This window comes from Bacillus sp. MM2020_4 (assembly GCF_011250555.1).
Taxonomy (GTDB): Bacteria; Bacillota; Bacilli; order Bacillales; family Cytobacillaceae; genus Neobacillus.
Genome location: NZ_JAANMZ010000011.1, coordinates 1 through 21,864, shown reverse-complemented (window position 1 = coordinate 21,864; position 21,864 = coordinate 1). Strand labels below are relative to the sequence as shown.

General features: G+C 38.5%; 23 protein-coding genes and 1 riboswitch. Of the genes, 15 read left to right on the top strand and 8 right to left on the bottom strand.

Annotated features, from left to right (window positions below; all coding sequences use genetic code 11):
* Nucleotides 1-36: 36 nt before the first annotated feature.
* From crcB (G6554_RS09755) to G6554_RS09730, 6 genes are all read right to left on the bottom strand, one after another.
* On the bottom strand, nucleotides 37-399 hold the full coding sequence (gene crcB / locus G6554_RS09755) for a fluoride efflux transporter CrcB (protein WP_347564288.1): 363 nt from the start codon (nucleotides 397-399) through the stop codon (nucleotides 37-39).
* Entirely contained in the window at nucleotides 396-776 is a 381-nt protein-coding gene (crcB, locus tag G6554_RS09750; protein WP_166241226.1) for a fluoride efflux transporter CrcB, read from the bottom strand. The genes crcB (G6554_RS09755) and crcB (G6554_RS09750) overlap by 4 nt, the downstream gene beginning before the upstream one ends.
* A 43-nt stretch (nucleotides 777-819) precedes the next feature.
* Nucleotides 820-879: riboswitch (Fluoride riboswitch) on the bottom strand.
* 18 nt (nucleotides 880-897) lie between these two features.
* On the bottom strand, nucleotides 898-1,641 hold the full coding sequence (gene map, locus G6554_RS09745) for a type I methionyl aminopeptidase (protein ID WP_166241224.1): 744 nt from the start codon (nucleotides 1,639-1,641) through the stop codon (nucleotides 898-900).
* A gap of 114 nt (nucleotides 1,642-1,755) precedes the next feature.
* Nucleotides 1,756-3,249, bottom strand: a complete 1,494-nt coding sequence (locus G6554_RS09740) for a pyruvate kinase (RefSeq protein WP_166241222.1) — start codon at nucleotides 3,247-3,249, stop codon at nucleotides 1,756-1,758.
* A gap of 89 nt (nucleotides 3,250-3,338) precedes the next feature.
* Nucleotides 3,339-4,697, bottom strand: a complete 1,359-nt coding sequence (locus G6554_RS09735; RefSeq protein WP_166241220.1) for an arsenic transporter — start codon at nucleotides 4,695-4,697, stop codon at nucleotides 3,339-3,341.
* Between the two features lie 352 nt (nucleotides 4,698-5,049).
* A complete protein-coding gene (locus G6554_RS09730; RefSeq protein ID WP_166241218.1) occupies nucleotides 5,050-5,643 on the bottom strand; it encodes a hypothetical protein in 594 nt (197 codons plus the stop codon).
* A 179-nt stretch (nucleotides 5,644-5,822) separates the two neighbouring features.
* Here G6554_RS09730 and G6554_RS09725 point away from each other — a divergent pair, with 179 nt between their 5' ends.
* The 4 genes from G6554_RS09725 to G6554_RS09710 all read left to right on the top strand — a co-directional run bounded on the left by G6554_RS09725 (nucleotide 5,823) and on the right by G6554_RS09710 (nucleotide 9,738).
* Nucleotides 5,823-6,893, top strand: coding sequence for a CotH kinase family protein (locus G6554_RS09725; RefSeq protein ID WP_166241215.1), 1,071 nt, complete (start codon nucleotides 5,823-5,825; stop codon nucleotides 6,891-6,893).
* A 154-nt stretch (nucleotides 6,894-7,047) separates the two neighbouring features.
* Nucleotides 7,048-7,557, top strand: a complete 510-nt coding sequence (locus G6554_RS09720) for a hypothetical protein (RefSeq protein WP_166241213.1) — start codon at nucleotides 7,048-7,050, stop codon at nucleotides 7,555-7,557.
* Between the two features lie 65 nt (nucleotides 7,558-7,622).
* Nucleotides 7,623-8,885, top strand: coding sequence for a hypothetical protein (locus G6554_RS09715; protein WP_166241211.1), 1,263 nt, complete (start codon nucleotides 7,623-7,625; stop codon nucleotides 8,883-8,885).
* Nucleotides 8,886-9,069: 184 nt separating this feature from the next.
* Nucleotides 9,070-9,738 carry a DUF2642 domain-containing protein gene (locus tag G6554_RS09710; RefSeq protein WP_166241209.1) on the top strand — a complete coding sequence of 223 codons (669 nt, stop codon included), beginning with the start codon at nucleotides 9,070-9,072 and terminating at the stop codon, nucleotides 9,736-9,738.
* 93 nt (nucleotides 9,739-9,831) lie between these two features.
* Here the strand turns inward: G6554_RS09710 and G6554_RS09705 are convergent, their stop codons facing one another.
* Together G6554_RS09705 and G6554_RS09700 are read right to left on the bottom strand one after the other, a co-directional pair.
* The gene (locus G6554_RS09705; protein WP_166241207.1) at nucleotides 9,832-10,479 is read right to left on the bottom strand and encodes a phosphatase PAP2 family protein; all 648 of its coding nucleotides are present in this window, start codon (nucleotides 10,477-10,479) and stop codon (nucleotides 9,832-9,834) included.
* Between the two features lie 164 nt (nucleotides 10,480-10,643).
* Complete coding sequence (locus G6554_RS09700; RefSeq protein ID WP_166241205.1) at nucleotides 10,644-11,717, bottom strand: NAD(P)H-dependent flavin oxidoreductase; 1,074 nt, start codon at nucleotides 11,715-11,717, stop codon at nucleotides 10,644-10,646.
* Nucleotides 11,718-11,814: 97 nt separating this feature from the next.
* Between G6554_RS09700 and G6554_RS09695 the strand changes: the two genes are divergently transcribed.
* The 11 genes from G6554_RS09695 (at nucleotide 11,815) to G6554_RS09645 (ending at nucleotide 21,530) form a co-directional block, all read left to right on the top strand.
* The gene (locus G6554_RS09695; protein WP_166241203.1) at nucleotides 11,815-12,207 is read left to right on the top strand and encodes a thiol-disulfide oxidoreductase DCC family protein; all 393 of its coding nucleotides are present in this window, start codon (nucleotides 11,815-11,817) and stop codon (nucleotides 12,205-12,207) included.
* 90 nt (nucleotides 12,208-12,297) lie between these two features.
* Nucleotides 12,298-13,488 (top strand): M14 family metallopeptidase, encoded by a 1,191-nt coding sequence (locus G6554_RS09690; RefSeq protein WP_166241201.1) that lies wholly within the window; start codon nucleotides 12,298-12,300, stop codon nucleotides 13,486-13,488.
* A 434-nt stretch (nucleotides 13,489-13,922) separates the two neighbouring features.
* The gene (gene treP, locus G6554_RS09685; protein WP_166241199.1) at nucleotides 13,923-15,347 is read left to right on the top strand and encodes a PTS system trehalose-specific EIIBC component; all 1,425 of its coding nucleotides are present in this window, start codon (nucleotides 13,923-13,925) and stop codon (nucleotides 15,345-15,347) included.
* Nucleotides 15,348-15,428: 81 nt separating this feature from the next.
* Nucleotides 15,429-17,096 (top strand): alpha,alpha-phosphotrehalase, encoded by a 1,668-nt coding sequence (gene treC / locus G6554_RS09680; protein WP_166241197.1) that lies wholly within the window; start codon nucleotides 15,429-15,431, stop codon nucleotides 17,094-17,096.
* Nucleotides 17,097-17,110: 14 nt separating this feature from the next.
* Nucleotides 17,111-17,824, top strand: coding sequence for a trehalose operon repressor (treR, locus tag G6554_RS09675; RefSeq protein ID WP_166241195.1), 714 nt, complete (start codon nucleotides 17,111-17,113; stop codon nucleotides 17,822-17,824).
* A gap of 17 nt (nucleotides 17,825-17,841) precedes the next feature.
* Complete coding sequence (locus G6554_RS09670; protein ID WP_166241193.1) at nucleotides 17,842-18,519, top strand: SOS response-associated peptidase; 678 nt, start codon at nucleotides 17,842-17,844, stop codon at nucleotides 18,517-18,519.
* A gap of 229 nt (nucleotides 18,520-18,748) precedes the next feature.
* Nucleotides 18,749-18,976, top strand: a complete 228-nt coding sequence (locus tag G6554_RS09665) for a hypothetical protein (protein WP_242637789.1) — start codon at nucleotides 18,749-18,751, stop codon at nucleotides 18,974-18,976.
* A gap of 13 nt (nucleotides 18,977-18,989) precedes the next feature.
* Nucleotides 18,990-19,229, top strand: a complete 240-nt coding sequence (locus tag G6554_RS09660; RefSeq protein ID WP_374049565.1) for a hypothetical protein — start codon at nucleotides 18,990-18,992, stop codon at nucleotides 19,227-19,229.
* Between the two features lie 21 nt (nucleotides 19,230-19,250).
* Nucleotides 19,251-19,484, top strand: coding sequence for a hypothetical protein (locus G6554_RS09655; RefSeq protein WP_166241189.1), 234 nt, complete (start codon nucleotides 19,251-19,253; stop codon nucleotides 19,482-19,484).
* A gap of 158 nt (nucleotides 19,485-19,642) precedes the next feature.
* Nucleotides 19,643-20,683, top strand: a complete 1,041-nt coding sequence (locus G6554_RS09650; protein ID WP_242637794.1) for an ion channel — start codon at nucleotides 19,643-19,645, stop codon at nucleotides 20,681-20,683.
* A gap of 226 nt (nucleotides 20,684-20,909) precedes the next feature.
* Nucleotides 20,910-21,530, top strand: coding sequence for a cysteine hydrolase family protein (locus tag G6554_RS09645; protein ID WP_166241185.1), 621 nt, complete (start codon nucleotides 20,910-20,912; stop codon nucleotides 21,528-21,530).
* Nucleotides 21,531-21,864: the final 334 nt, after the last annotated feature.

Sequence of the window (21,864 nt, the reverse complement as noted above, 5' to 3'; positions counted from 1 at the left end):
AAGTCTATTAATGCGACTTTCACATTTTCTTCACAATTACAAATTGCCAATAAACCCGCCAATCCAAGCAAATAAAACCCCTACTACAATGGAGGTGGTTACGTACAGTAGGGCTTTTTTCGTTTCCTTTTGTTGTAACAATTGGATCGTTTCATACCCAAAGGTGGAAAAGGTGGTAAATGCCCCGAGAAACCCGGTCCCAACTAATAACCATGCCCATTCTGGAATACTCTTTTCTATATGGAATATGGCTAGAAGACCAAGGAAAAATGAACCTAAAATATTGATGAACCATGTTCCAATTGGGAATGTACTAGAAGTCTTTTTTGTAATCCATGAGCCTAGGAAAAACCGTGAAATGGCACCAAATATTCCCCCAATCCCGACAAACACCATCATTCTACTCCTCCATTCGTTTGGGAAGCTACTTTTGCACCTAATAGGGCTAGGACAATTCCTCCGAGTACGCTAACCAAAACATAGAATAAGGCAATAAAAAACCGATGGGTTTGAAGCAAATTCATAGTCTCTACTGAAAAAGTTGAAAATGTGGTAAAAGCCCCGGTAAATCCTGTTCCTATCGCTAATTTAAGGTTGGGATTCATCCTCCATCTTTTTGCCGTTTTCGTGAAAAACCAGGCAAGAAAAAAACAGCCAATAAGGTTAATGATCAAGGTTCCTAAAGGAAAACCATTCTGTGGAGGAATAACATGACCAATCATGAAACGTACTATAGCACCAAAAAAACCACCGATTCCTACTGCGAAAATCTTCATATTACAAAGCACCCCTCCCGCTTCAATAAAAAACAGACTCCTACCACTGGTAGGAGTCATTATCACTAAGTCGATTATGGCGAACTCCTTCGCCAATTTCTTATTTTCCACAAAGAGAAAACTATTTTGTTAAAATGATGGGGCCATTTTTAGTGACAATTAGAGTGTGTTCGTATTGTGCGACAAAGCTCTTTTCGGTAACAAAGGTCCATTCATCACCTTCAGGCTGGAATACTTCCTCTTCATCGGTAGAGATAAACGGTTCGAAGGCGATGACCATCCCTTCCTTTAACAATCCGTTGTCAGAGGTTTCGTTATAATTATAGATATACGAAGGTGCTTCATGGATCGTCCTTCCAATCCCATGTCCTGTCAGGTTCATAATAACAGTTAATCCATGCTTTTTCGCGGTTTGATGGACTACTTTACCCATGCCGCTGATTCTTGAACCGGGGTTTGCCTTTTTTAGCCCTGCTTCAAAAGCTTCTTTTGCAACTTCGCAAATTTTCGTTAAGATCTCGTCTCCCTTACCTACTACAATGGATATACCCGTGTCGGCGAAATAACCATTTTTGGAGCCGGAAACATCGATATTAACGAGATCCCCTTCCTGAATGATACGGTCCCCGGGTATGCCGTGAGCCACTTCTTCATTTATACTAATGCACGAATACCCGGGGAAATCGTATTCCCCTTTTGGCGCTGAAACGGCACCTGCTTTTTCAAACAGCTCTCCAGCTAAATCATCCAGTTCTTTCGTTGTGATACCGGGTTTTGTTCTTTGAACCAATTCATCGCGAATCGATGCGCAAATTCTTCCAATTTCCTTTAAACCGTTAAAATCCTCTTCTGTTTTTGCAATCATTGTTGTTTCCCCAATCTAATTAATTTGGCAATAAGTGAATATCCATATCTTAGATTGTACCTAAAACTGATGCAAAAATCCAAGTAAAGGTGAGGATTTCAAGGCGGCCGATCATTATTTCCTATCCAAGATACCATATTGAACCGTCAGATTTTCATGCCTGTGGGGATCGAGTCCTTCTTTTTTTAACAGTTTGTTCAGCATTTTTAAGGAGTGAACAATGTAGGGACCCTTATTTAACATGACACAATCTGCCCGTTTTCCTTGGGAGGCATCTGTGATCTCCGAACGGGCAGGAATCCCTTTTTTAGTTAGCTTCTCTAAAACACCGGTTGCCCATATAACGGGGATATAGGCGGCAGAACAAATGGTCAAAATCTCTTCTTGGACAAATGATAGATTCTCGGGACCAACTTCTACTGCTAAATCTCCCCTTGCGATCATAATCCCAAAAGAGTTGAAATTCAGCCCCTCGAGAATAATTCTTGCAAGTTGATGTACAGCATCCTTTGTTTCAATTTTAGCCACTACCGCCATGCCGGCTGCATTGTATATTTCCAAATGTTCGCGTAGTTTTATCAAATCAAGTGGGGTATGGACGAATGAAATCCCCACTATGTCAGCATTTTTTGTAATAAAAGTTAGATCTAGTATATCTTTCTCCGTTAAAGCTGGAACATTTAAACTAAGAAGGGAATCGGGCAAGTTTATTCCCTTTCCCTCTTTGATCCTATGCTTTTTTTCAATGGGCGAGAGAATGATAATTTGGATATATTCCTTTGTCACAGCTTGAACCATCCCGTAAATTCTTCCATCATCGATAAAAATTTGATCATTGATCCGAACGTTTCGGAAGGCCTTTTCGAGCGTCACAGGTACCCCTGCAGGACCTTCGCTCGTTGCCGTATGACCTAGGATGTCTGACTGTAGGTATAAACGTAAGATGTCGCCCTTCCTGACGGCAATATTCACATCTGGCTGCAGTCTCCCCACTCGCACTTTTGGACCTGATAGGTCCATATATAGTTTACATGCCTTGTCATTGTACCTTCCTTCGGCTTTTAGTTTCTTTTCCGCCTCGCGCACACAATCGATTAATTGTTTCCAAAGCTCTTGATCATCATGGGCACAATTGATTCTGGCAATCGTCATGCCATTTAACAATAATTCTTCGAGAAGGACCTGATTGTTGATCATTTTTGCATCCAATGTTACCATGATTGCTGCTTGATGATACTGGCCTTTCTTTCCAAAAAGAGCCTCCGCGCGTTTATTTACCATCGTCATTGCTTCTGATGGTGTAGGTACATTGAGTGTGGACGGGGAGGCAATCGTTACATTCAAATTTTTCAATAACTTTTCTAAAGTGAATATTACATGTTTATGGGAGTGTTCTAAGGTTGCCAGCCCCCGATCCACTAATTCATGTTGGAAAACAGGCATTTTTTTTTCACGGAGGGCCAAGTAAGCAAGTAAATTATCGCGGTTTTCCTTCCCATTATCTAAAGGAAAGTTTTGTTGAATTTGCTCACATTCCTCACTAATTAGATGATAGATTTCTAAAAGTCGTTGAGACAATTCTTGTTGGTGTATTGTTGACTTAACCACATCCGATTCACATCCTTGTCGACTCAAAATCTCCTTTTATCATCGTATTCATTTCTGGTGTTTGTGTGTACCAGGAGGGGATATGATCCTCATGGTACAAAAACAAGTAATAGCCATAGGTACAAGCTGATTAAGGTAAAGATCAATGTTGGCGGAATGACCAGAAGGGTAACTTTCATGTATTCCACCCAGGTTATTTTTATTTTATTTTTCTTCAGAATATGCATCCAGATTAGTGTTGCCAGCGTTCCAATTGGAAGGATAAGCGAACCGATATCACTGCCAATGATATTCGCTAAATAAACGGTTTTCATAATGAGTGGGTCTAGTCCCATATCGGTTAAGGCCAGGGTTGAGATCATTAAGGCGGGATGATTATTAAAGATGTTTGACAAAAAGGCGGTAATAATCCCCATGGTTAAGCTGGCATGCAATAAGCTGTCATGAACCAAAGATTTCAGATTATCCACTAAAATAGACGTTAGACCAATATTGTGTAAACCGAAAATGATTACATACATGCTGAAGGCAAAGATCAAAATATGCCAAGGGATTTTTCCGACTACGTCTTTTGGATTGACCTTTAGGTAGATCCATCTCCAAATCAAAAGAATAATGGAGCCACAAACGGCTACAAGTGAAACCGATATTCCAATGAAGGAGGCAACAAATAGGCTGATTCTTACTAGGAAAACAAAGATTAACATGTTAATCATTAGTTTTTTTTGTTGATGAAATAAGTTTTCGGAGTTTTTCTGTAATGGATGGAATGGACGGTTTTTTTGTAGTGGAATCGAGTAGGAATGGAAACCAATCTCTTTTGGAATGTCCTTTTTAAAAACGAGGTATAACAAATACGAAAGGAATAGCAACCCAAGTACCCCTGGCACAAACATCATTTCTGTTTGCATATAAAGATCCATTCCAATAATTTTTAAGGCGATAAGATTTACGATGTTACTAACCCCAATAGGTGCGCTTGATGCAGTAGCGATTAAAGCACCGCTCAAAAGAAAAGGTATTTTCTGCCGGTTTTTTAGCTTAAGATTATTCAGTATTAAGATGAGAATAGGTGTGGTAATTAATATACTGCCATCATTATTAAAAAATAACGTCATTAAAAAACAAAGTAGCAACGTATTCCAGAATAAGCGATAACCTGACCCTTTTGACAATTTTAACATTAGAGCAGCGGTCCAGCTGAAAAATCCAAAGCTTTCAAGTACGATTGCCATGACGATTGTGGCAATAATGGTAATTGCAGCCCCTGTAACCTTTGAACTTATATCTAATAAATCCCCCATTGAAACACTCCCGCTTAGAAAAACGAGAATGGCTCCGGCCGTGGCTGGTATGGCCTCATTCATGTTTTTTGGACGGATAAAGATCAGTGCCATCGTTACGGCAAAAGCAAAAATGGTGATGATCACCGTCGATTGATGATACATAAAAATGAATTTTCTCCCTTCATTTAGTTTCCTTCTTTTTATTTTTCGCTTTCTCACCTCTTGTCCTTTGCAATATAGTACGTCCAAAATCAAGGCTTGTTCTAAACGAATATCTCGTAAGGCAACAAATTCAACATTAATCTAGAAATTTCTCAATGGATTTCTGCCTATGAAAATGGATATAGGCAAATGTAAGTGAGTCCCATTAGTGGGTGTATGTACTGGTTTTCCCCCTTATCTTGCTACGAGAATGATTGTTTTTTTCTGCAAAATAGTAAAGCCGATACGGGTTAGGTATCGGCATTCATATTTTCTGTACGTTACTATATTTCTGCCTTGGTGCTTAGTTTAATTATTTGTCACCCTTTGAACCGTGACTTCCCTTGCTGCCCTTCGAACCCTTCGAACCTTTCGAGCCCTTTGAACCTTTTGATCCTTTTGATCCTTTTGATCCTTTTGATCCTTTACTTCCTTTAGAACCATGTGATCCCTTAGGGCCATGTTTTTTCTTTTTTGCTAGCGGACCATGGTGAGGTCCTTTTGACCCTTTGCTGCCCTTTGATCCGCTGCTGCCTTTACTTCCCTTAGAACCCTTTGAACCTTTTGATCCTTGACTACCACAAGAACCTTTACTGCCAGATGATCCATGACTGCCTTTTGAACCTTTCGAACCTTTTGAGCCCTTGCTACCTTTGGACCCTTCCGAACCCTTTGACCCACGGCTGCCCTTGCTACCTTTCGAACCTTTACTACCGCCTTTCGATCCTTTGCTGCCTTTCGATCCCCCAGAGCCCTTGCTGCCTTTCGATCCTTTGCTACCTTTGGACCCTTTACTGCCCTTTTTGCCTTTCTTTCCTAGTTTGAATTCAACGGGATTATTGACTAAAAATTCTATTACCCCGTTTTCCTGTGCTTGTAAAAGAAGTTCTTCCATAACCATACTCATTTTCCTTTTCCACCACTTTCCCAAAGTTTTATGCTCATTGTTAATTTATGGAGGAGAAGTGAAATTGGTTATAGACAAACATTTATTTTTTTATAATTAGCCTCATGCCCATATACGGCACCTTTCCTATGTATAAAGCATACTATTCTAAAAAATATGTATGTTTAGGGGTATTTACTGTGCAAAAATATGAGATTCTTATCAATCCGAAGCTATTAAACCAACTGGACAAGGATATTTGGACGAATGAGCATGTCCCTGCAGTACTTAAGATTGGCACTAACCACTATTCAATTGGTCTGGTCTATCGAGGAAATGTGATTAGAAAGAAGAAAAAAAAATCGTATCATATCATTTTTGAAAAACCCTATATGGTAAATGGAGCACATGAAATTCATCTGAATGCTGAATTCAATGATCGTTCGCTTAGCCGGAATAAGCTCTCCCTAGATTTCTTTGACAGAATAGGTGTCATCTCCCCAACCTCTACTCATGTCCTACTATATATAAATGGCTACTGTAAAGGGATTTATTTAGAGCTCGAATCCTTCGATCAATACCTTTTACAAAAAAGAAACTTGCCCTTGGGCCCCATTATCTACGCCACGAATTATCACGCTAATTTCTCCTTGTTGAACCCTGAAAAGGAATTAAAAACAAAGCTGATTGAAGGATACACCATTAAATATGGGGATAAAAAGGATTTTACCAATCTGGAAAACTTGATTGCCATAACAAACACGCTAAACAACGAGCAATTTGCACAACAAATTTCACACGTGCTTGATGTTCAACAGTATTTGACATGGCTGGCAGGTGTGGTTTGTACCCAAAATTTTGACGGTTTTATTCATAATTACGCACTATATCAAAATAGTAAAACGGGAAGGTATGAAATTTCACCATGGGATTATGATGGAACCTGGGGTAGAGACTTGCATGGAAAAAAACTCGATTATGACTATATACCTATTACGGGCTATAACACCTTGACTGGAAGATTGCTCCATTTCCCCGATTTTATGGAGAAATATCGTGATATTCTTTCAGCCGCATTGGATAAAGAATTTACTGTTGAGACACAATCAGAACGTATCGATGATCTTTTTGAAACCCTAAAGCCCTACCTTCATCTGGACCCCTATATAAAAACAAATGCGGAAAGCCTTGATCGCGAAAAGGAATTTATCTTGAATTTTATTCAAAAAAGGAGAACCTTTCTGAAGCAAGAATTAATTAAGCTTTCATGAAGGAAAATGTATATGGTTAAATATCATATACTTTTTTTTGCCTATTTTTCACCTTATCTATGAAAAAAAGGCTACTTTATTAGTACAACATCATCCCGTGATACATATAGATGCAGTGTAAATGTTTATTTAATTAAAGGAGGAAAATTCTTTTATGGATAGAGAAATGATGAACCAACATGTGGGTAAAACAATTAGGGTTGACCGGGGAGGTCCAGAATCTAGAATCGGAAAATTACTCGCTGTTTATGAGGACTATTTTGTCCTATTAACAGAAACTGATGGTGTGGTTTACTACAAAACGAACCATATCAGAAGTGTAACAGAAAGCTCAAAAGACATTTTGAACTTCGGTTTAAAGGTTCCGGAAAAATTAGACTATAAGACGGCTGATAACTTTCATAAACTGCTTGAAAGCATCAGATTTCAATGGGTAAAAATTAACCGCGGCGGATCAGAGTCGTTAGAAGGCGTACTCAGTGATGCGAATAAGCACTTTGCTTCACTGATTGTAAAAGACGAAGTGGTACGATTCTCTATGAAGCATATACGTAACATTAGCTACGGCTTAATGGTTGATAAGCCAAAGAATGATGACTCTGGAAATTCAAATGAAGATGAGGCCAACGATAATAACCAAAAAAATGATGAAAACGAAGAGTAAGAGTAACCATAACGTCGCTTCTCCAAACAGAGGAGCGACCCATTATCTCTTAAGGAGGATGAAACATGGGGTTAGATAAATTTTCAACTGCATTGGATTTATTAAAAGGATTTAATGTAAATCTTTATGTAGGTGAAGACATATATAAAGGAAAACTAATTGGGGTCGAAGCAGACCATGTTGTCTTGGAAACAGAAAATAAATACATTTTTTATTATAACATTGATAAAATTCAAGCCATCACCAAAAATACAAAGCAGTTCAAACCGGATATTTCAACAGTAGAATTTCAAAAAACACAAAGCTTAACGGAACTTTTACACTCCTTTCAACATACTTGGGTAACCATCTTAAGTATAAATAAACAGCAATTTTCAGGTGTATTAAGTGAGATTGACACTGATTTCGCCACTTTAATTAATGGCGAAGAGCGTATTTTAATTAAATTAACACATGTATCAAATATCTTAAAAGGATTTATTAAAGAAGAAACAAAATCGGAAACCACAGAAGGAAAGGAGGAAAACAAAAACGAGGCTAAAAATAATGAAGACGAAGCAAAAGAAGAAGAAAGCACATCTTGCCATGCAATCGAAAATAAAACGGAAAATAAATCTGACAACAAATCTAAGCAACCCATCAAAGCAACAAGTGTAACCTCGGAAAAGAAAGGTAAAGCCCACACAAAACGTGAACAGCCTGAAATGATTGAAAAGCCGCTCGAGGTGGCTGCAGCAGTTGAAATTATTGAACCAAATAATACGATGGTTTGGTCACACCCAATCAAAATTGAAGCACCAGTCATACAACCGGTGGATACCCCCCCAATTACTACCCATAAAAAACAACAGACTACAAGTGAAACAACAGCAAACAAAGGTAAAAATGACTTGAAAAAGACGACCAATGAAATGAAAAAACCAAATAATGAAATGAAGCAAAAAGAAAACAAGAACGAGGAAGCAAGTACAAGTAAGCCAAAACCAATTGAACCTGTAAAAGAAATAAAACCAGTAAAAGAAGCGACCATTAAAATTGAAACAAAGCCTGCAGCTATCTTACCACCACCAAAAAAGGACGATAAACCAGCAAAATCTCATGAGTCAACAACTGCTTCAAAACCAATTCTTTCTCATAATTCTTCACCAAAGAAAACAGAAAATACAACCAGTGAAAAGTTTGTAAATGATACGAAAAATGTATGGAAACAAAAAGATCAAGAGAAAAAGGCATTTCGATTTGCTGGTGAGCCGGTTTCACGCGATACAGAGAGAGCTTTCCCATTTGCTGGATGGCCTAGCAAAAACAAAAGAACCTTTAGATTTTAACCATAGTATTGCGATCTGGAATGCAGAAGATATTCTTGAATCTATTTAATTCTATTGGCAGCATCCCCCATTCCCTTACAAATAAGAGCTGGGCAGGCTTTATCTCTTTGATAACTTAATTGAAGTAATCTCATAAGCCCTCCTCTATTTGTAAATGGAAAAACCAAGGAAAGGATGTGAGTAAATGAAGCTAAAAGAAAATATCGGTAAGTACATTAAGATTGAAATATCCGGTAAGAAGTTCATTAGTGGGTTGTTAGTCGATATAGGCAGTGATATATGGGTGGTCTTTAATGGAACTGATTATCTCTATATACCAACGATTCATTGCCAAAACTGGCAATACTTGAAAAAGGATGAAATCGCCGAGATAAGTTTTAATGATGAACCAACGCCGATTTATAATCATAATGAAGAAACATCATTAAGGAAAACCCTAACGTCAGCAAAAGGGATTTTTACAGAGATCTATGTAACTAGTAACCAAGCACTGCATGGATATATTATTAGCATCATGAATAACTACTTTGTTTTTTACTCCCCTATTTACAAAACAATGTTTATTTCCCTTAATCATTTAAAATGGTTAATTCCTTATACCAATAATCAGCGTCCTTACGGTCTAAGTAACGCAAACCTTCCAGTGAACCCAAGTAATATTACATTTGCCCGTTCCTATGAAGTCCAAATTGAAAAGTTAATGGGAGAATTGATTGTCTTTAATATCGGCGAAAATGAGAATGTGATCGGTAAAATCCAAGGAATCAAGAATAATTTTGTTGAATTGATCGGTGCAAAAGAAGAACCCATTTTTATTAACCTGCAGCATATCAAAACCGTCCATATGACGTAATGTTATCATTTTTATGGGCGATTTTTAAACAAGCTTAAAGAGTGTCTCACGGGGACACTCTTTTTAAATGATAGGATTCCGAGAATCTCTTTGCTATTTGTTCTTTACATAAACGGTTTCTGACTTTTCCTTCATCCGGAAGGTCAGTAGTTCGAAGGCAATTCCATAAAGAAATGTAACCAGGAACATGGATCCAATCATATCGAAGATCACATGCTGTTTGACAAAAAGTGTCGAAATAATGATGCAGGAACCTAAAAAATGGATACAAAGGGTGTTTAGTAGATGTTTATTCTTGATGTGTAAGGATGCAAGCATGACCGCAAAGGTCGTTAGCACGTGAATACTTGGGAAACAATTAAACGGGCGGTCCTTTGTGTATATCCATTGAACAAGTTGGGTTAAGATATGATCACCGACAAGTACCGGCCTTGGGACTGTTGTTTGGAAGAAGAAATAAATCACAAAGCAAATAAGCTCGGCAATCACAATTAACAACAACGTCTTCAAATATACCTTGGTATCCTTAAAACAAAAGTAGATTAAATAACAGAAGATATACGCATACCAAAGAATATACGGAATAATAAAAATCGGTAAAAAAGGAATAGCCTGATCAATCGAAGTCGAAATATCAACCGCCTTATGTGATCGGGTATTTAAAAATTGATACACACTTGCTAAAAGCGGAATAACCAACAAAAAAAGTAAATAGGGAGTCTTTTTGATTACCTTTTCCACTTTACCCCTCCCCTTTAAATAGTACATTAGCAAAATATAAACTTACCAAACAAAAAAAATTCTCAAATCCCCTTTATAATAACATAAATACAATGAAAATACATAATTTGGTGACAGGCACCATTTGTGGATAGTGTCCGCCCCGGATGGACACTGTTCGCGGTTTAAAGTTTTGAATGCAATGTTTCTACTTCTAGGATAATCTTATTCATTAGTTCGCGAACGGTTAATTTTTTTGCTAATCTTGGGCTCTGCCCTGACCATAGGGACATATATTCAGTGTCACACTTTACAGCTGCGCTCTTTCTAATTGCTTTCGTCAGTTCATTTTGCAGCGGATAGTCTGGAAGTTCTTCTTCAGTTCGACGCATGGTTTCTATAAAGCTATTTTTTAAACCTCGAGCCATTTTGCCTGAAAACGCTTTGGTTAATACTACCCGGTCTTCTGTTGCCTCCATAATGGCTTCCTTATGAAGAGTATTTGCCCCACTTTCCTTACAAACAAGGAAAGCAGTTCCCATTTGTACCCCCATAGCTCCAAGGCATTTGGCAGCCATGATTCCCCTACCGTCCATGATTCCGCCAGCTGCAATAAGTGGAATTTCAACCGCATCAAAAGCCTGCGGAATGAGTGACATTAACCCAATTAAGCCCTGATCTTCCTGACCATAAAATGTCCCCCGATGACCGCCCGCTTCTGCCCCTTGGACGACAACGGCATCCATTCCAGCTTTCTCAATCATGATAGCCTCTTCTACCGTTGTTGCGGTTCCAATCACAACAATTGAATTTTCCTTCAGTTTTCTTATAACTTCCGGTGAAGGGATCCCAAACGTAAAAGAACAGATTGGAATTCTTTCTTCAATAATTATTGTTAATTGCTCCTCGAAAGTTATGAGGTCTTGTTCGAAGGTTGGTAGGACTATTCCCTCCCCGACCTGTAATTTTTCCTTAATCGGTTTTAATAAAGAACTCGCTAAACTCAGCTTCCCACTATCTGCATAATATGGATTGGGTACAAATAAATTGATACCGAATGGCTTATCCGTAAAGGTTTTACTATCACGTATTTGATTCCGTAATTGATCAGTACTCATATACCCAGCCCCAATCATCCCAAGCCCCCCCTCATTGGAAACGGCAGCCACTAATTCTGTTGTGGTTGGGCCTCCTGCCATTGGGGCCTGAATGATGGGATAATGGATTTTAAACAACCTTGTTATACTATTGCTCCACATGCGATTTTCCGCCTTTCATATTTTTATTGAAAGATATCCTATGCTATTCTGAATCCATACATATTCTAAGAGTGTTAACTAAAAAGCAGGTGATACAATGGAACGGATTATTTTATTTGATGGTGTATGCAATCTTTGCGACAGAAGTGTGCAATTCATTATAAAAAGAGACCCACAAGGAAAATTTAAATTTGCCGCGCTTCAAAGCGAGATTGGTCAAGAGTTGTTAAAAAAGCATGGTTTTAAGTCGAACATAAGTAGCTTTGTGTTGATTGAGAATGGAAAGGTATATGTAAAGTCAGGCGCAGCAATTCGTGTATCTAAACAATTATACGGAATTTGGAAAATGTCAACCATTTTCTTGGTCATCCCCCCATTTATTCGTGACAAACTATATGATGTAATAGCTAAAAACCGCTATAAATGGTTTGGAAAAAAGGATAGCTGCCTACTTCCATCCCCAAAATGGAAAAACAGATTCCTAGATTAGGAACAGCGCTAATACGAATTAGAACTACTATTTTATTCTACTTAGCATACATTTTACTAACAACTATTTTTATTCAGCAGGAGGAGCTAAATGGATATTTTTGTTAGAAAAGGGGATTCGTTATGGCATTACAGCCAGTTGTTTAAAATCAATTTACAGTTAATACATGATTCAAATCGGGATATTCAAGTGAACAATCTCTCAATTGGTCAGCGAGTCAGGATTCCTGGTTTTGTTGCCCAAGAATACCAGATTCGTAAAGGGGACTCCTTGTGGAAACTTGCTCAAAATCGTAATCTTCCGCTCGAAGCCCTTCTTTTAGTGAACCCTACTATAAATCCAGATCAACTAATGGTTGGCCAAACAATCAAACTGCCCTTACGAATTACCTGGAGATTAGTGAATGGCGGGCAAACCTATGATTACAAGCTACTGATGAATGATATTAAAAGATTACAAGGTGTTTACCCATTTTTACAGTCCCCCTCAATTGGAAATACGGTTCTGGGGAAAAACATTCCAGAAATCCGTATCGGTAATGGTGGGAAAAAGGTCCATTATAACGGATCATTTCATGCCAATGAATGGATTACCACACCAGTGATCATGACATTTTTAAATGACTATTTACTATCTCTAACAAATCAAAACCCCATCCGCGGTGTCTCCACTTCCCGTTTATACCAACAAAGCGCACTATCCATTGTACCAATGGTAAATCCAGATGGAGTCGATCTCGTTTTGCATGGACCGCCTGCAAATGATACATGGAAGCAGAAAGTAGTTGAATACAATAAAGGCAGCAGGGATTTTTCTGGATGGAAGGCAAATATTAGGGGTGTTGACCTTAACGATCAATTCCCTGCTCGCTGGGAATTAGAGAAGGCTAGGAATCCCGATAAGCCCGGTCCTAGAGATTATGGAGGAGAAAAACCCTTATCCGAGCCCGAAGCCATTGCCATGGCAGAATTAACAAAAAAGCGAGACTTTGCACGAGTAATTGCCTTTCATACGCAAGGCGAAGTGATCTACTGGGGGTTTGAAAATGCTGAACCTCCGGAATCAGAAGTGATCGTCAAAGAGTTCAGCAGAGTCAGCAGCTACGAAGCTGTCAAAACGATTGAAAGCTATGCAGGCTATAAAGATTGGTTTATCCAGGATTGGCATCGGCCTGGATTCACAGTTGAGATTGGCCTAGGTGTCAATCCCCTTCCCCTCTCACAATTTGATGAAATCTATCAAAAAACACTGGGAATATTTCTGGCTGGTCTATATATGTGAATGATTTGAAGTGGAGGCCCAAAAAAAGGCCTTCTTTTCTTATGGATAAAAAAGAACCTTTGAATAAAATTCAAAGGTCCAAGCGAGTACTTAGTGGTCTAGACTAAGTCCTCAAATTAGGAGGTCTAAACTCAGAAGAATTTAAACAAGTTTAGTTTACCATTATCAAAATATTCATTCAACAATTTAATGCTGTAAAGGGTAAAAGTAGTTCAAATGGCATAGGATTCCTTTCAATTTTTACCACCTAAGAAAACATCTATGAATCAACCAAAATTTCTGGTTGACTTACATGTATATACAAGTTAAAATGAAACCGTAAACAAAACTTGTATATACAAGCTAATACATTTTATGAAAACGCGCACAATACTTGTATATAAAGATGTAGATAAAAAACCGGGAGTGATCCTATCTTACAGGGGGAAAGAAAAATGACCAAGTACACTGATCCATCAAAACAGCTCCTAGAGCACATTGGCGGTAAAGAAAATATCGCAGCTGTTACGCATTGTGTAACCAGAATGCGGTTTGTTTTAAACGATCCATCCAAAGCCAATATGAAAGAAATCGAATCCATTAAACTTGTAAAAGGTACATTTACCCAAGCTGGTCAATTCCAAGTCATTATCGGAAACGAAGTCTCCAGCTTTTACAATGAATTTGTTAAAATTGCCGGTGTAGACGGCACTTCAAAAGAAGAAGCAAAAGTGGCAGCCAAGCAAAATCAGAACTGGATCCAGCGAATGATGGGGCATCTAGCGGAAATTTTCACCCCGTTAATTCCTGCTCTTGTTGTCGGGGGGTTAATCCTTGGTTTCCGAAATGTAATCGGTGACATTAAATTATTGGATGATGGAACAAAGACGATCATTGAAGTTTCTCAGTTCTGGGCCGGTGTCCATTCATTTCTATGGCTGATTGGTGAAGCGATATTCCACTTCCTTCCTGTCGGGATCACCTGGTCTGTTGCCAAGAAAATGGGCGCATCGCAAATTCTAGGTATTGTTCTTGGTATTACCTTGGTTTCACCGCAATTATTAAACGCATACGGTGTAGCAAACGCAAAAGAAATTCCGACCTGGGATTTTGGCTTTGCCCACATTAAGATGATTGGTTATCAAGCACAAGTTATCCCCGCTATTTTAGCAGGACTGGTATTAGGGTTCCTGGAAACCAGATTACGTAAAATTGTGCCAAATTCTATTTCGATGATTGTTGTTCCGTTTTTAGCGTTAGTTCCAACTGTATTAATTGCCCACACTATTTTGGGCCCGATTGGCTGGTCGATTGGTTCCGGAATTTCTCATGTCGTTTATTCTAGCTTAACTTCTGCATTTGGTTGGTTATTTGCTGCCATCTTTGGCTTTGCCTATGCTCCGCTTGTTATTACGGGATTACACCATATGACAAATGCGATTGACCTTCAATTGATGAGTGAGCTCGGTGGAACAAACCTCTGGCCGATGATTGCTTTATCGAATATTGCCCAAGGTTCGGCCGTCCTTGCGATGATTTTTATCAACCGGAAGGACGAAGAAGAAAAGCAGGTTTCGATCCCTGCAGCCATCTCTTGTTACTTAGGTGTAACAGAGCCGGCGATGTTCGGGATTAACTTAAAATATGGCTTCCCTTTCTTAGCCGCGATGATCGGATCCATGATTGCAGGCGTTGTATCTGTAGCAAGTGGTGTCATGGCTAACTCGATTGGTGTCGGTGGTCTTCCTGGGATTCTTTCGATTCAGCCTAAATATATGGTGATGTTTGCCATCTGCATGTTGATTGCGATTGTGGTTCCATTCATATTAACGAATATCTTTGCAAAAACTGGTGTAAAAAAGGTAACTTTTAAAAAATAACGTTACACTCCATAAAGGAGGGAGACCAACTCCCTCTTTTTCCACTTTAGAGAACTCATACTATTTAGGCAGGTGTTTGATATGTCAACAACTTGGTGGAAAAAAGCAATCGTTTATCAAATCTATCCAAAGAGCTTCAATGATACAACTGGAAACGGTATTGGTGATCTCCAAGGAATTATTGAAAAACTAGACTATTTAAACGAACTAGGCGTGGATGTCCTTTGGCTCACTCCGATTTATCAATCTCCACAACGTGATAATGGCTATGATATAAGCAATTATTATACGATTCATGAAGATTATGGAACAATGGAAGACTTCGATCAGCTTTTAGATGAAGCACACAAACGTGGAATAAAAATCATTATGGATATCGTGATTAACCATACCTCTACCGAGCATGAATGGTTCAAACAAGCGAAGTCTTCTAAGGATAACCCCTATCGTGACTTTTATATTTGGAAAGATGGGAAAAACGGCGAAGCACCAACAAATTGGACATCCAAATTTGGCGGCTCTGCATGGGAGTACGATGAAACAACAGAGCAATATTATCTGCATTTGTTCGATGTGACGCAGGCCGATTTAAATTGGGAAAATGAAAAGGTCCGCGCGGCTTTATATGCAATGATGCACTTTTGGCTTAAAAAAGGTGTTGATGGTTTCCGGTTAGACGTCATTAATTTAATTTCAAAAGACCAGCAGTTCCTTCAGGATGAAAGTGATGGACGCAAATTTTATACAGACGGCCCGAGAATCCATGAATTTTTACATGAAATGAATGAAAAGGTCTTCGCACACTATGACATTATGACGGTTGGTGAAATGTCCTCTACCTCCATTGATAATTGCATTCGCTATACCAACCCGGAGCAAGAAGAATTAAATATGACGTTCAGTTTTCATCACTTGAAGGTTGATTATCCAAATGGTGATAAATGGACAATAGCGAATTTTGATTTCCAGGCATTGAAAGACATACTGTCAAACTGGCAGGTTGAAATGATTCAAGGCGGCGGCTGGAACGCCCTTTTTTGGTGTAATCATGACCAGCCGCGAGTGGTATCTCGTTTTGGTGATGATGGAAAGTATCATATGGAATCGGCAAAAATGCTCGCAACAGCCCTCCATATGATGCAGGGTACCCCATTTATTTATCAAGGAGAAGAATTCGGCATGACCAATCCGAAATTTACCTCCATTGATGAGTATCGTGATGTTGAGTCCTTGAATGTTTATAAAATCAAACAACAGGAAGGTCTGGAGGAACAAGCGATTATTGACATTCTTAAGCAAAAATCGCGGGACAATTCAAGAACACCTGTACAGTGGAATGCTAGTAAAAACGCGGGTTTCACGGCCGGAACCCCTTGGATTCAAACGGCAGAAAACTATAAAGTGATTAATGCGGACAAAGCCATACAAGATCAGAATTCTATTTTCTATCATTACCAAAAGTTAATTCACTTAAGAAAAAGTGTTCCTGTTGTGACTGATGGTGATTTCGAGCGTATTTTAGAACAGGATAAAGAAATCTTTGCCTTTATGAGAACAACCGAATCGGAAAAATTACTAGTCATCAATAATTTTTATGGCAAGGAGACGCCATTTACCCTCCCTGCTCATTTAAACCTTGCTGGCTATACGAGTGAGATGTTACTCTCTAACTATAAGGATTCGGCCCCGCTTGGAAGCGAAATTCTGCTGCGGCCGTATGAGTCCATTGTGTACCACTTGAAAAAATGAACGGAGATGTCTCTATGACAAACAAATACCTTACTATTTATAACTCTATAGTCGAGCAAATTAAAAGCGGCGAGATCCCGCCGCAGACGCTCCTCCCCTCTGAGAACGAATTAAAAGACCAATACGATACCTCAAGGGAAACAATTCGAAAAGCGTTAAATCTGCTCTCTCAAAATGGCTATATACAAAAAGTTAGAGGAAAAGGTTCGATTGTCATCGACATCAGTAAATTTGATTTTCCTGTTTCCGGCTTAGTCAGCTTCAAAGAACTGGCGAGTAAAATGGGCAAGAAGCCGAAAACGATGGTCAATGAATTATCGCTAATCAAGCCAGATGGCTATATCAGGCAGCAGCTTCAGTTAGGGAGCAAGGATCTGGTCTGGAAGGTTGTACGCACGCGTGAAATGGGCGGTGAAAAAATTATTTTGGATAAAGATTTTTTAAGTCACAAATACGTCCCTTCGTTAACCGAAGAAATCTGCGCCGACTCCATTTATCACTTTCTTGAAAATGAATTAAACCTAACGATAAGCTTTGCAAAAAAGGAAATTATTGTGGACGAGCCTACTTCGGAAGATCGTGCCTTGTTGGATCTTGAAGGCTTTCATAATGTGGTTGTCATCAAAAATTATGTTTATTTAGATGACGCCACTCTCTTCCAATACACAGAATCACGTCATAGGCCCGATAAATTTCGTTTCGTCGACTTTGCGAGAAGAGTACACTAAAAACTGAGGTGATGGGTATGTGCGGGCGATTCACACTTACTGCAACAATTGAGGAAATCATGGACCGATTCGATATTCAATCATTCCTAGAGGAAGAGCTATATTCTCCAAGCTTTAATATTGCCCCGTCTCAGGCTGTCATAGCAGTAATAAACGATGGGACACGGAATCGAATGGGATTTTTGAAATGGGGTCTAGTCCCTCCATGGGCAAAGGATATGTCCATTGGTCACAAAATGATCAATGCCAGAGCTGAAACAATCACAGAAAAGCCGAGCTTTCGAAATGCCTTTAAGAAGAAACGTTGTCTCGTGATTGCAGACAGCTTCTTTGAATGGAAACGACAGGAGGATCAAAGCAAAACTCCGATGCGGATCAAACTCAAATCAGACGAATTATTTGCCATGGCCGGTATCTGGGAGTGCTGGAAATCCCAGGATGGTAAAGCGCTATATACCTGTTCCGTTATCACTACCGGTCCCAATGAATTAATGAAATCGATTCACGATCGCATGCCCGTAATAGTAAAACGAGAAGATGAAAAAATGTGGCTCGATCCATCCCTTTCTGATTACGATAAATTAGAATCACTGCTTGTCCCCTTCGATGACCATTTAATGGAGTCATATGAAGTCTCTCCATTAGTTAACTCACCTAAAAATAATCGACCTGAGCTTATACAGAAAATTTGTTAGCGCCCTTTTTTAAAAAAAATTTTCAAAATGGACATGTTCACTACATGCCCGTACAAGCTAGAACATATGCTGTACTAACCCATAAAAGTTTTCCTTCTTTCGAAAGTGGCTTCCACCACTTTCTTTTTTTTGGCTAATTCACCCCCTGGTCTAATATGGAACCCTTTGAATATATTTGTTAAATAGATGGTAATGCCCTTTTCTTCGGACATTGAAAGGAGAATAGATTTTGTTTATTCCAACGAAAGTAACGATTGGCAGTATGAAAATAAACAGTCCCGACCACAAAAGTGCGGTTTCTGTGGGACCTACTTTTTTTAAAGGAATTAATGTAACCGGGAAAAAAAACCAAGGATTTGGCCAACAAATGGGGGATTTCTCGATTACATCTGTTCCCATCTACATTATTTTTGATGATGAAATCATTGATATGCCGTCGATTAAAATAAATAAATAATGAACAGGGAGTGATGGAGTTGAATATCGCACCAATGGCGATTAACTTTTTAGGATTTAAAGTCAATGCAATTGATAATTCCTCCTTCGTCAATTTGGGACCCAACCAATTTGTTGATCAGTTCGTTTCCTATAAACGAAACCAAGGCGTGGGTGAACAAAATGGTGATTTATCACCCGTCAATATCCCTATATCATGGGTAGTGGACCCGGATGTAACAGATAGCAATACCGCTAAAAATAGCATTATTTAACCTTTGCTAGGGGTGAGATTGTTGATTTTTGCACCGATGATAGTCAATCTTGGTAACCTAAAAATCAATGTATTCGATCATGGATCCGTTATGAACATGGGACCGAACCAGTTTATCGACCAATTCGTTTCCTATAAGAGAAATCAGGGGTATGGTGAACAAAATGGTGATTTTGTCCCCATAATTATCCCTATTTCAGCCATATATGATTCTGATATTAGTGACAGTTGGACAGCGAAAAATAGCATACTTTAAGATACAGGGGACTTCATTCACTAGAAGTCTCCTATTTTATTTTTTCCATTTGTCGAATGGATTTTTCCTATATAGTGATAATGTATTGATTTTTTGGATACATTTGGGAAATATAAGGTTATTAAAAATCTGAAAGGCAGGAACAATCATCAGTGGACATGGCAATAAAAAAATGGCTTTATTACTTGGTAAAATTGCGGAACCGAATCTTCTTTCCCTTTTTTATTTTATACATTATTTTAGCTGCGTTTATCATTTATTGGCTTGAGCCGCACACGTTTAAATCTTTTACTACTTCTCTTTATTGGGTGCTCACCACACTTGCCACCGTGGGGTTTGGAGACTATGCACCGGTAACCTTTGCCGGAAAAATATATACGATCATTCTTTATATAACAGGGATTGCTTTGGTCAGCGTATTTATTGGAAAAATTATTGATTCTGTCTATTATATAGATAAACTGAAAGTCGGAGGAAAAATGAAATATTCGGGTAAAAATCATATTATTTTAATTGGATGGAGTCCGAAGTCCAGATTAGCCATTGATGAAATTTTAAAATCCGATAAAAAGATTGATATTGTGATCATTGATGTATTAGAAAAAGCCCCACTGCTCGACGAGCGGCTGCATTATGTTCGCGGGGATGCAACGAATGAAGATATTCTCCTAAACGCAAATTTACCAAAGGCGATGGGTGTAATTATTTTTGCCGACCAAATAACACAGGACAATTTTGCAACAAAAGACCCGCTGCTTGTTGATGGAAAAACATTATTAATTGCTGCTGCCATCACAACGGTTGAGGAAAAATATAAAAAGGATATTCATGTGACGGCAGAGGTAATTAATCAGTGCCATATCCCTTTATTCCAAAACGTTAAGGTGGATGAATTTATTCCCACACAGGAAATGATCTCTCATGCGGCAGTAAGGTCGTTATTTTCTCCAGGTGTCACACATATGTTTTCAGAATTGATGAGCACACAGTATGGGGAAGCGATGTTTGAAATTCCGAAAAAAGCGGAGTGGCAAACCTATCGGGATGCTTTTGAGGATTTGCTGAACAACGGTGCAACACTTGTTGCGGACCGCGGTGACTTTTACATTAACCAAAAACTCGATGATCACATTCCAGCTGATGCACAACTATTTGTAATTTGTGACAAAGACACGCTTGATCAATTAAAATCGCAATGAAGAGGATGCACTAGCTGGTTAATGGGTCCCCTTTCCTATCACAGGACGTTAATTGACAGTTAATAAGGTTAAGTAAAATGGGTATCAATTGCACCGCAATCTGCGGTGTTTTTTGTTTTGTTCTCAAAAACAGAATTTATCCAAGCCCCCATCAATATATATTCATCAAAGAACAAAAGTTGAATTAGAAGATAAGATACTTATTTGTGTGAATTGGAGGAAAAAAATGTTTATACCTAATCCCGCTAACACAGCCATTGTCATAACGGACCCACAAAATGACTTTCTGTCTCCCGGAGGTAAGGGATACCATTTAACAAAAAAAATTATTGAACAATACAACACACTAGGTAACCTTGAAATGTTATTAAGTTCAGCAATGAGTAAAGGGTATCAACTTTTTATTTCCCCCCATTTTATATCCCCCCATGATTATAGTTGGCAATTTACTGGGGCTGAACAAGAAATGTTATTAAAGCTTCGAGTCTATCAAAAACAAAATGACTACACTTCTGTAGGAGCCGACTGGGTTCCTTCACTTAAGCCATACATCTTAGCTAACCAAACTGTCATTGCGACCGCCCATAAAATTGCTAGTCCGCAGACAAATGACCTTGTTTACCAATTACGTCAGCATAGGAAGGAAAAGGTGATTTTGGCAGGTGTTATGTCAAACATTTGTGTGGAATCACATATGAGAGACTTAATCGAGAACGGATTCCAAACCGCAGTTGTTTATGATGCAACTGCCACTATAAGTGAGAAGGATTTTCAAGCAGCTGTTACAAATTATCAAGCATTCAGCAGTGCAACATGGTCAACTCAACAGGCGATATCTCAATTATAAGAATGAATAGATTGTCCAAGAGTTGACCTAAAGAGTTGCTATTGAAAGCAACTCTTTTTGCTTAATTCTAAAGTTCTCCCACAATCCTACCTTTTAGTTCAACAAGATTAATGCAGTATTGCCAAACATATCTGTAATAAAATAATAATATGATAAATCTTAACGAAAAACTCTTTTCAAATTTAGTTTTAATTGATATTATTCCTATTAGAACAGTTGGAATAGTAGGTGTTTTAAAAAATGTCTTTGTATGGAAAATTACCAAGTGATTTTTTGATTCAATTTTATGATGAAGTGAAGAAAATGATTTCAAATGGATTAGTCTCTAAAAATA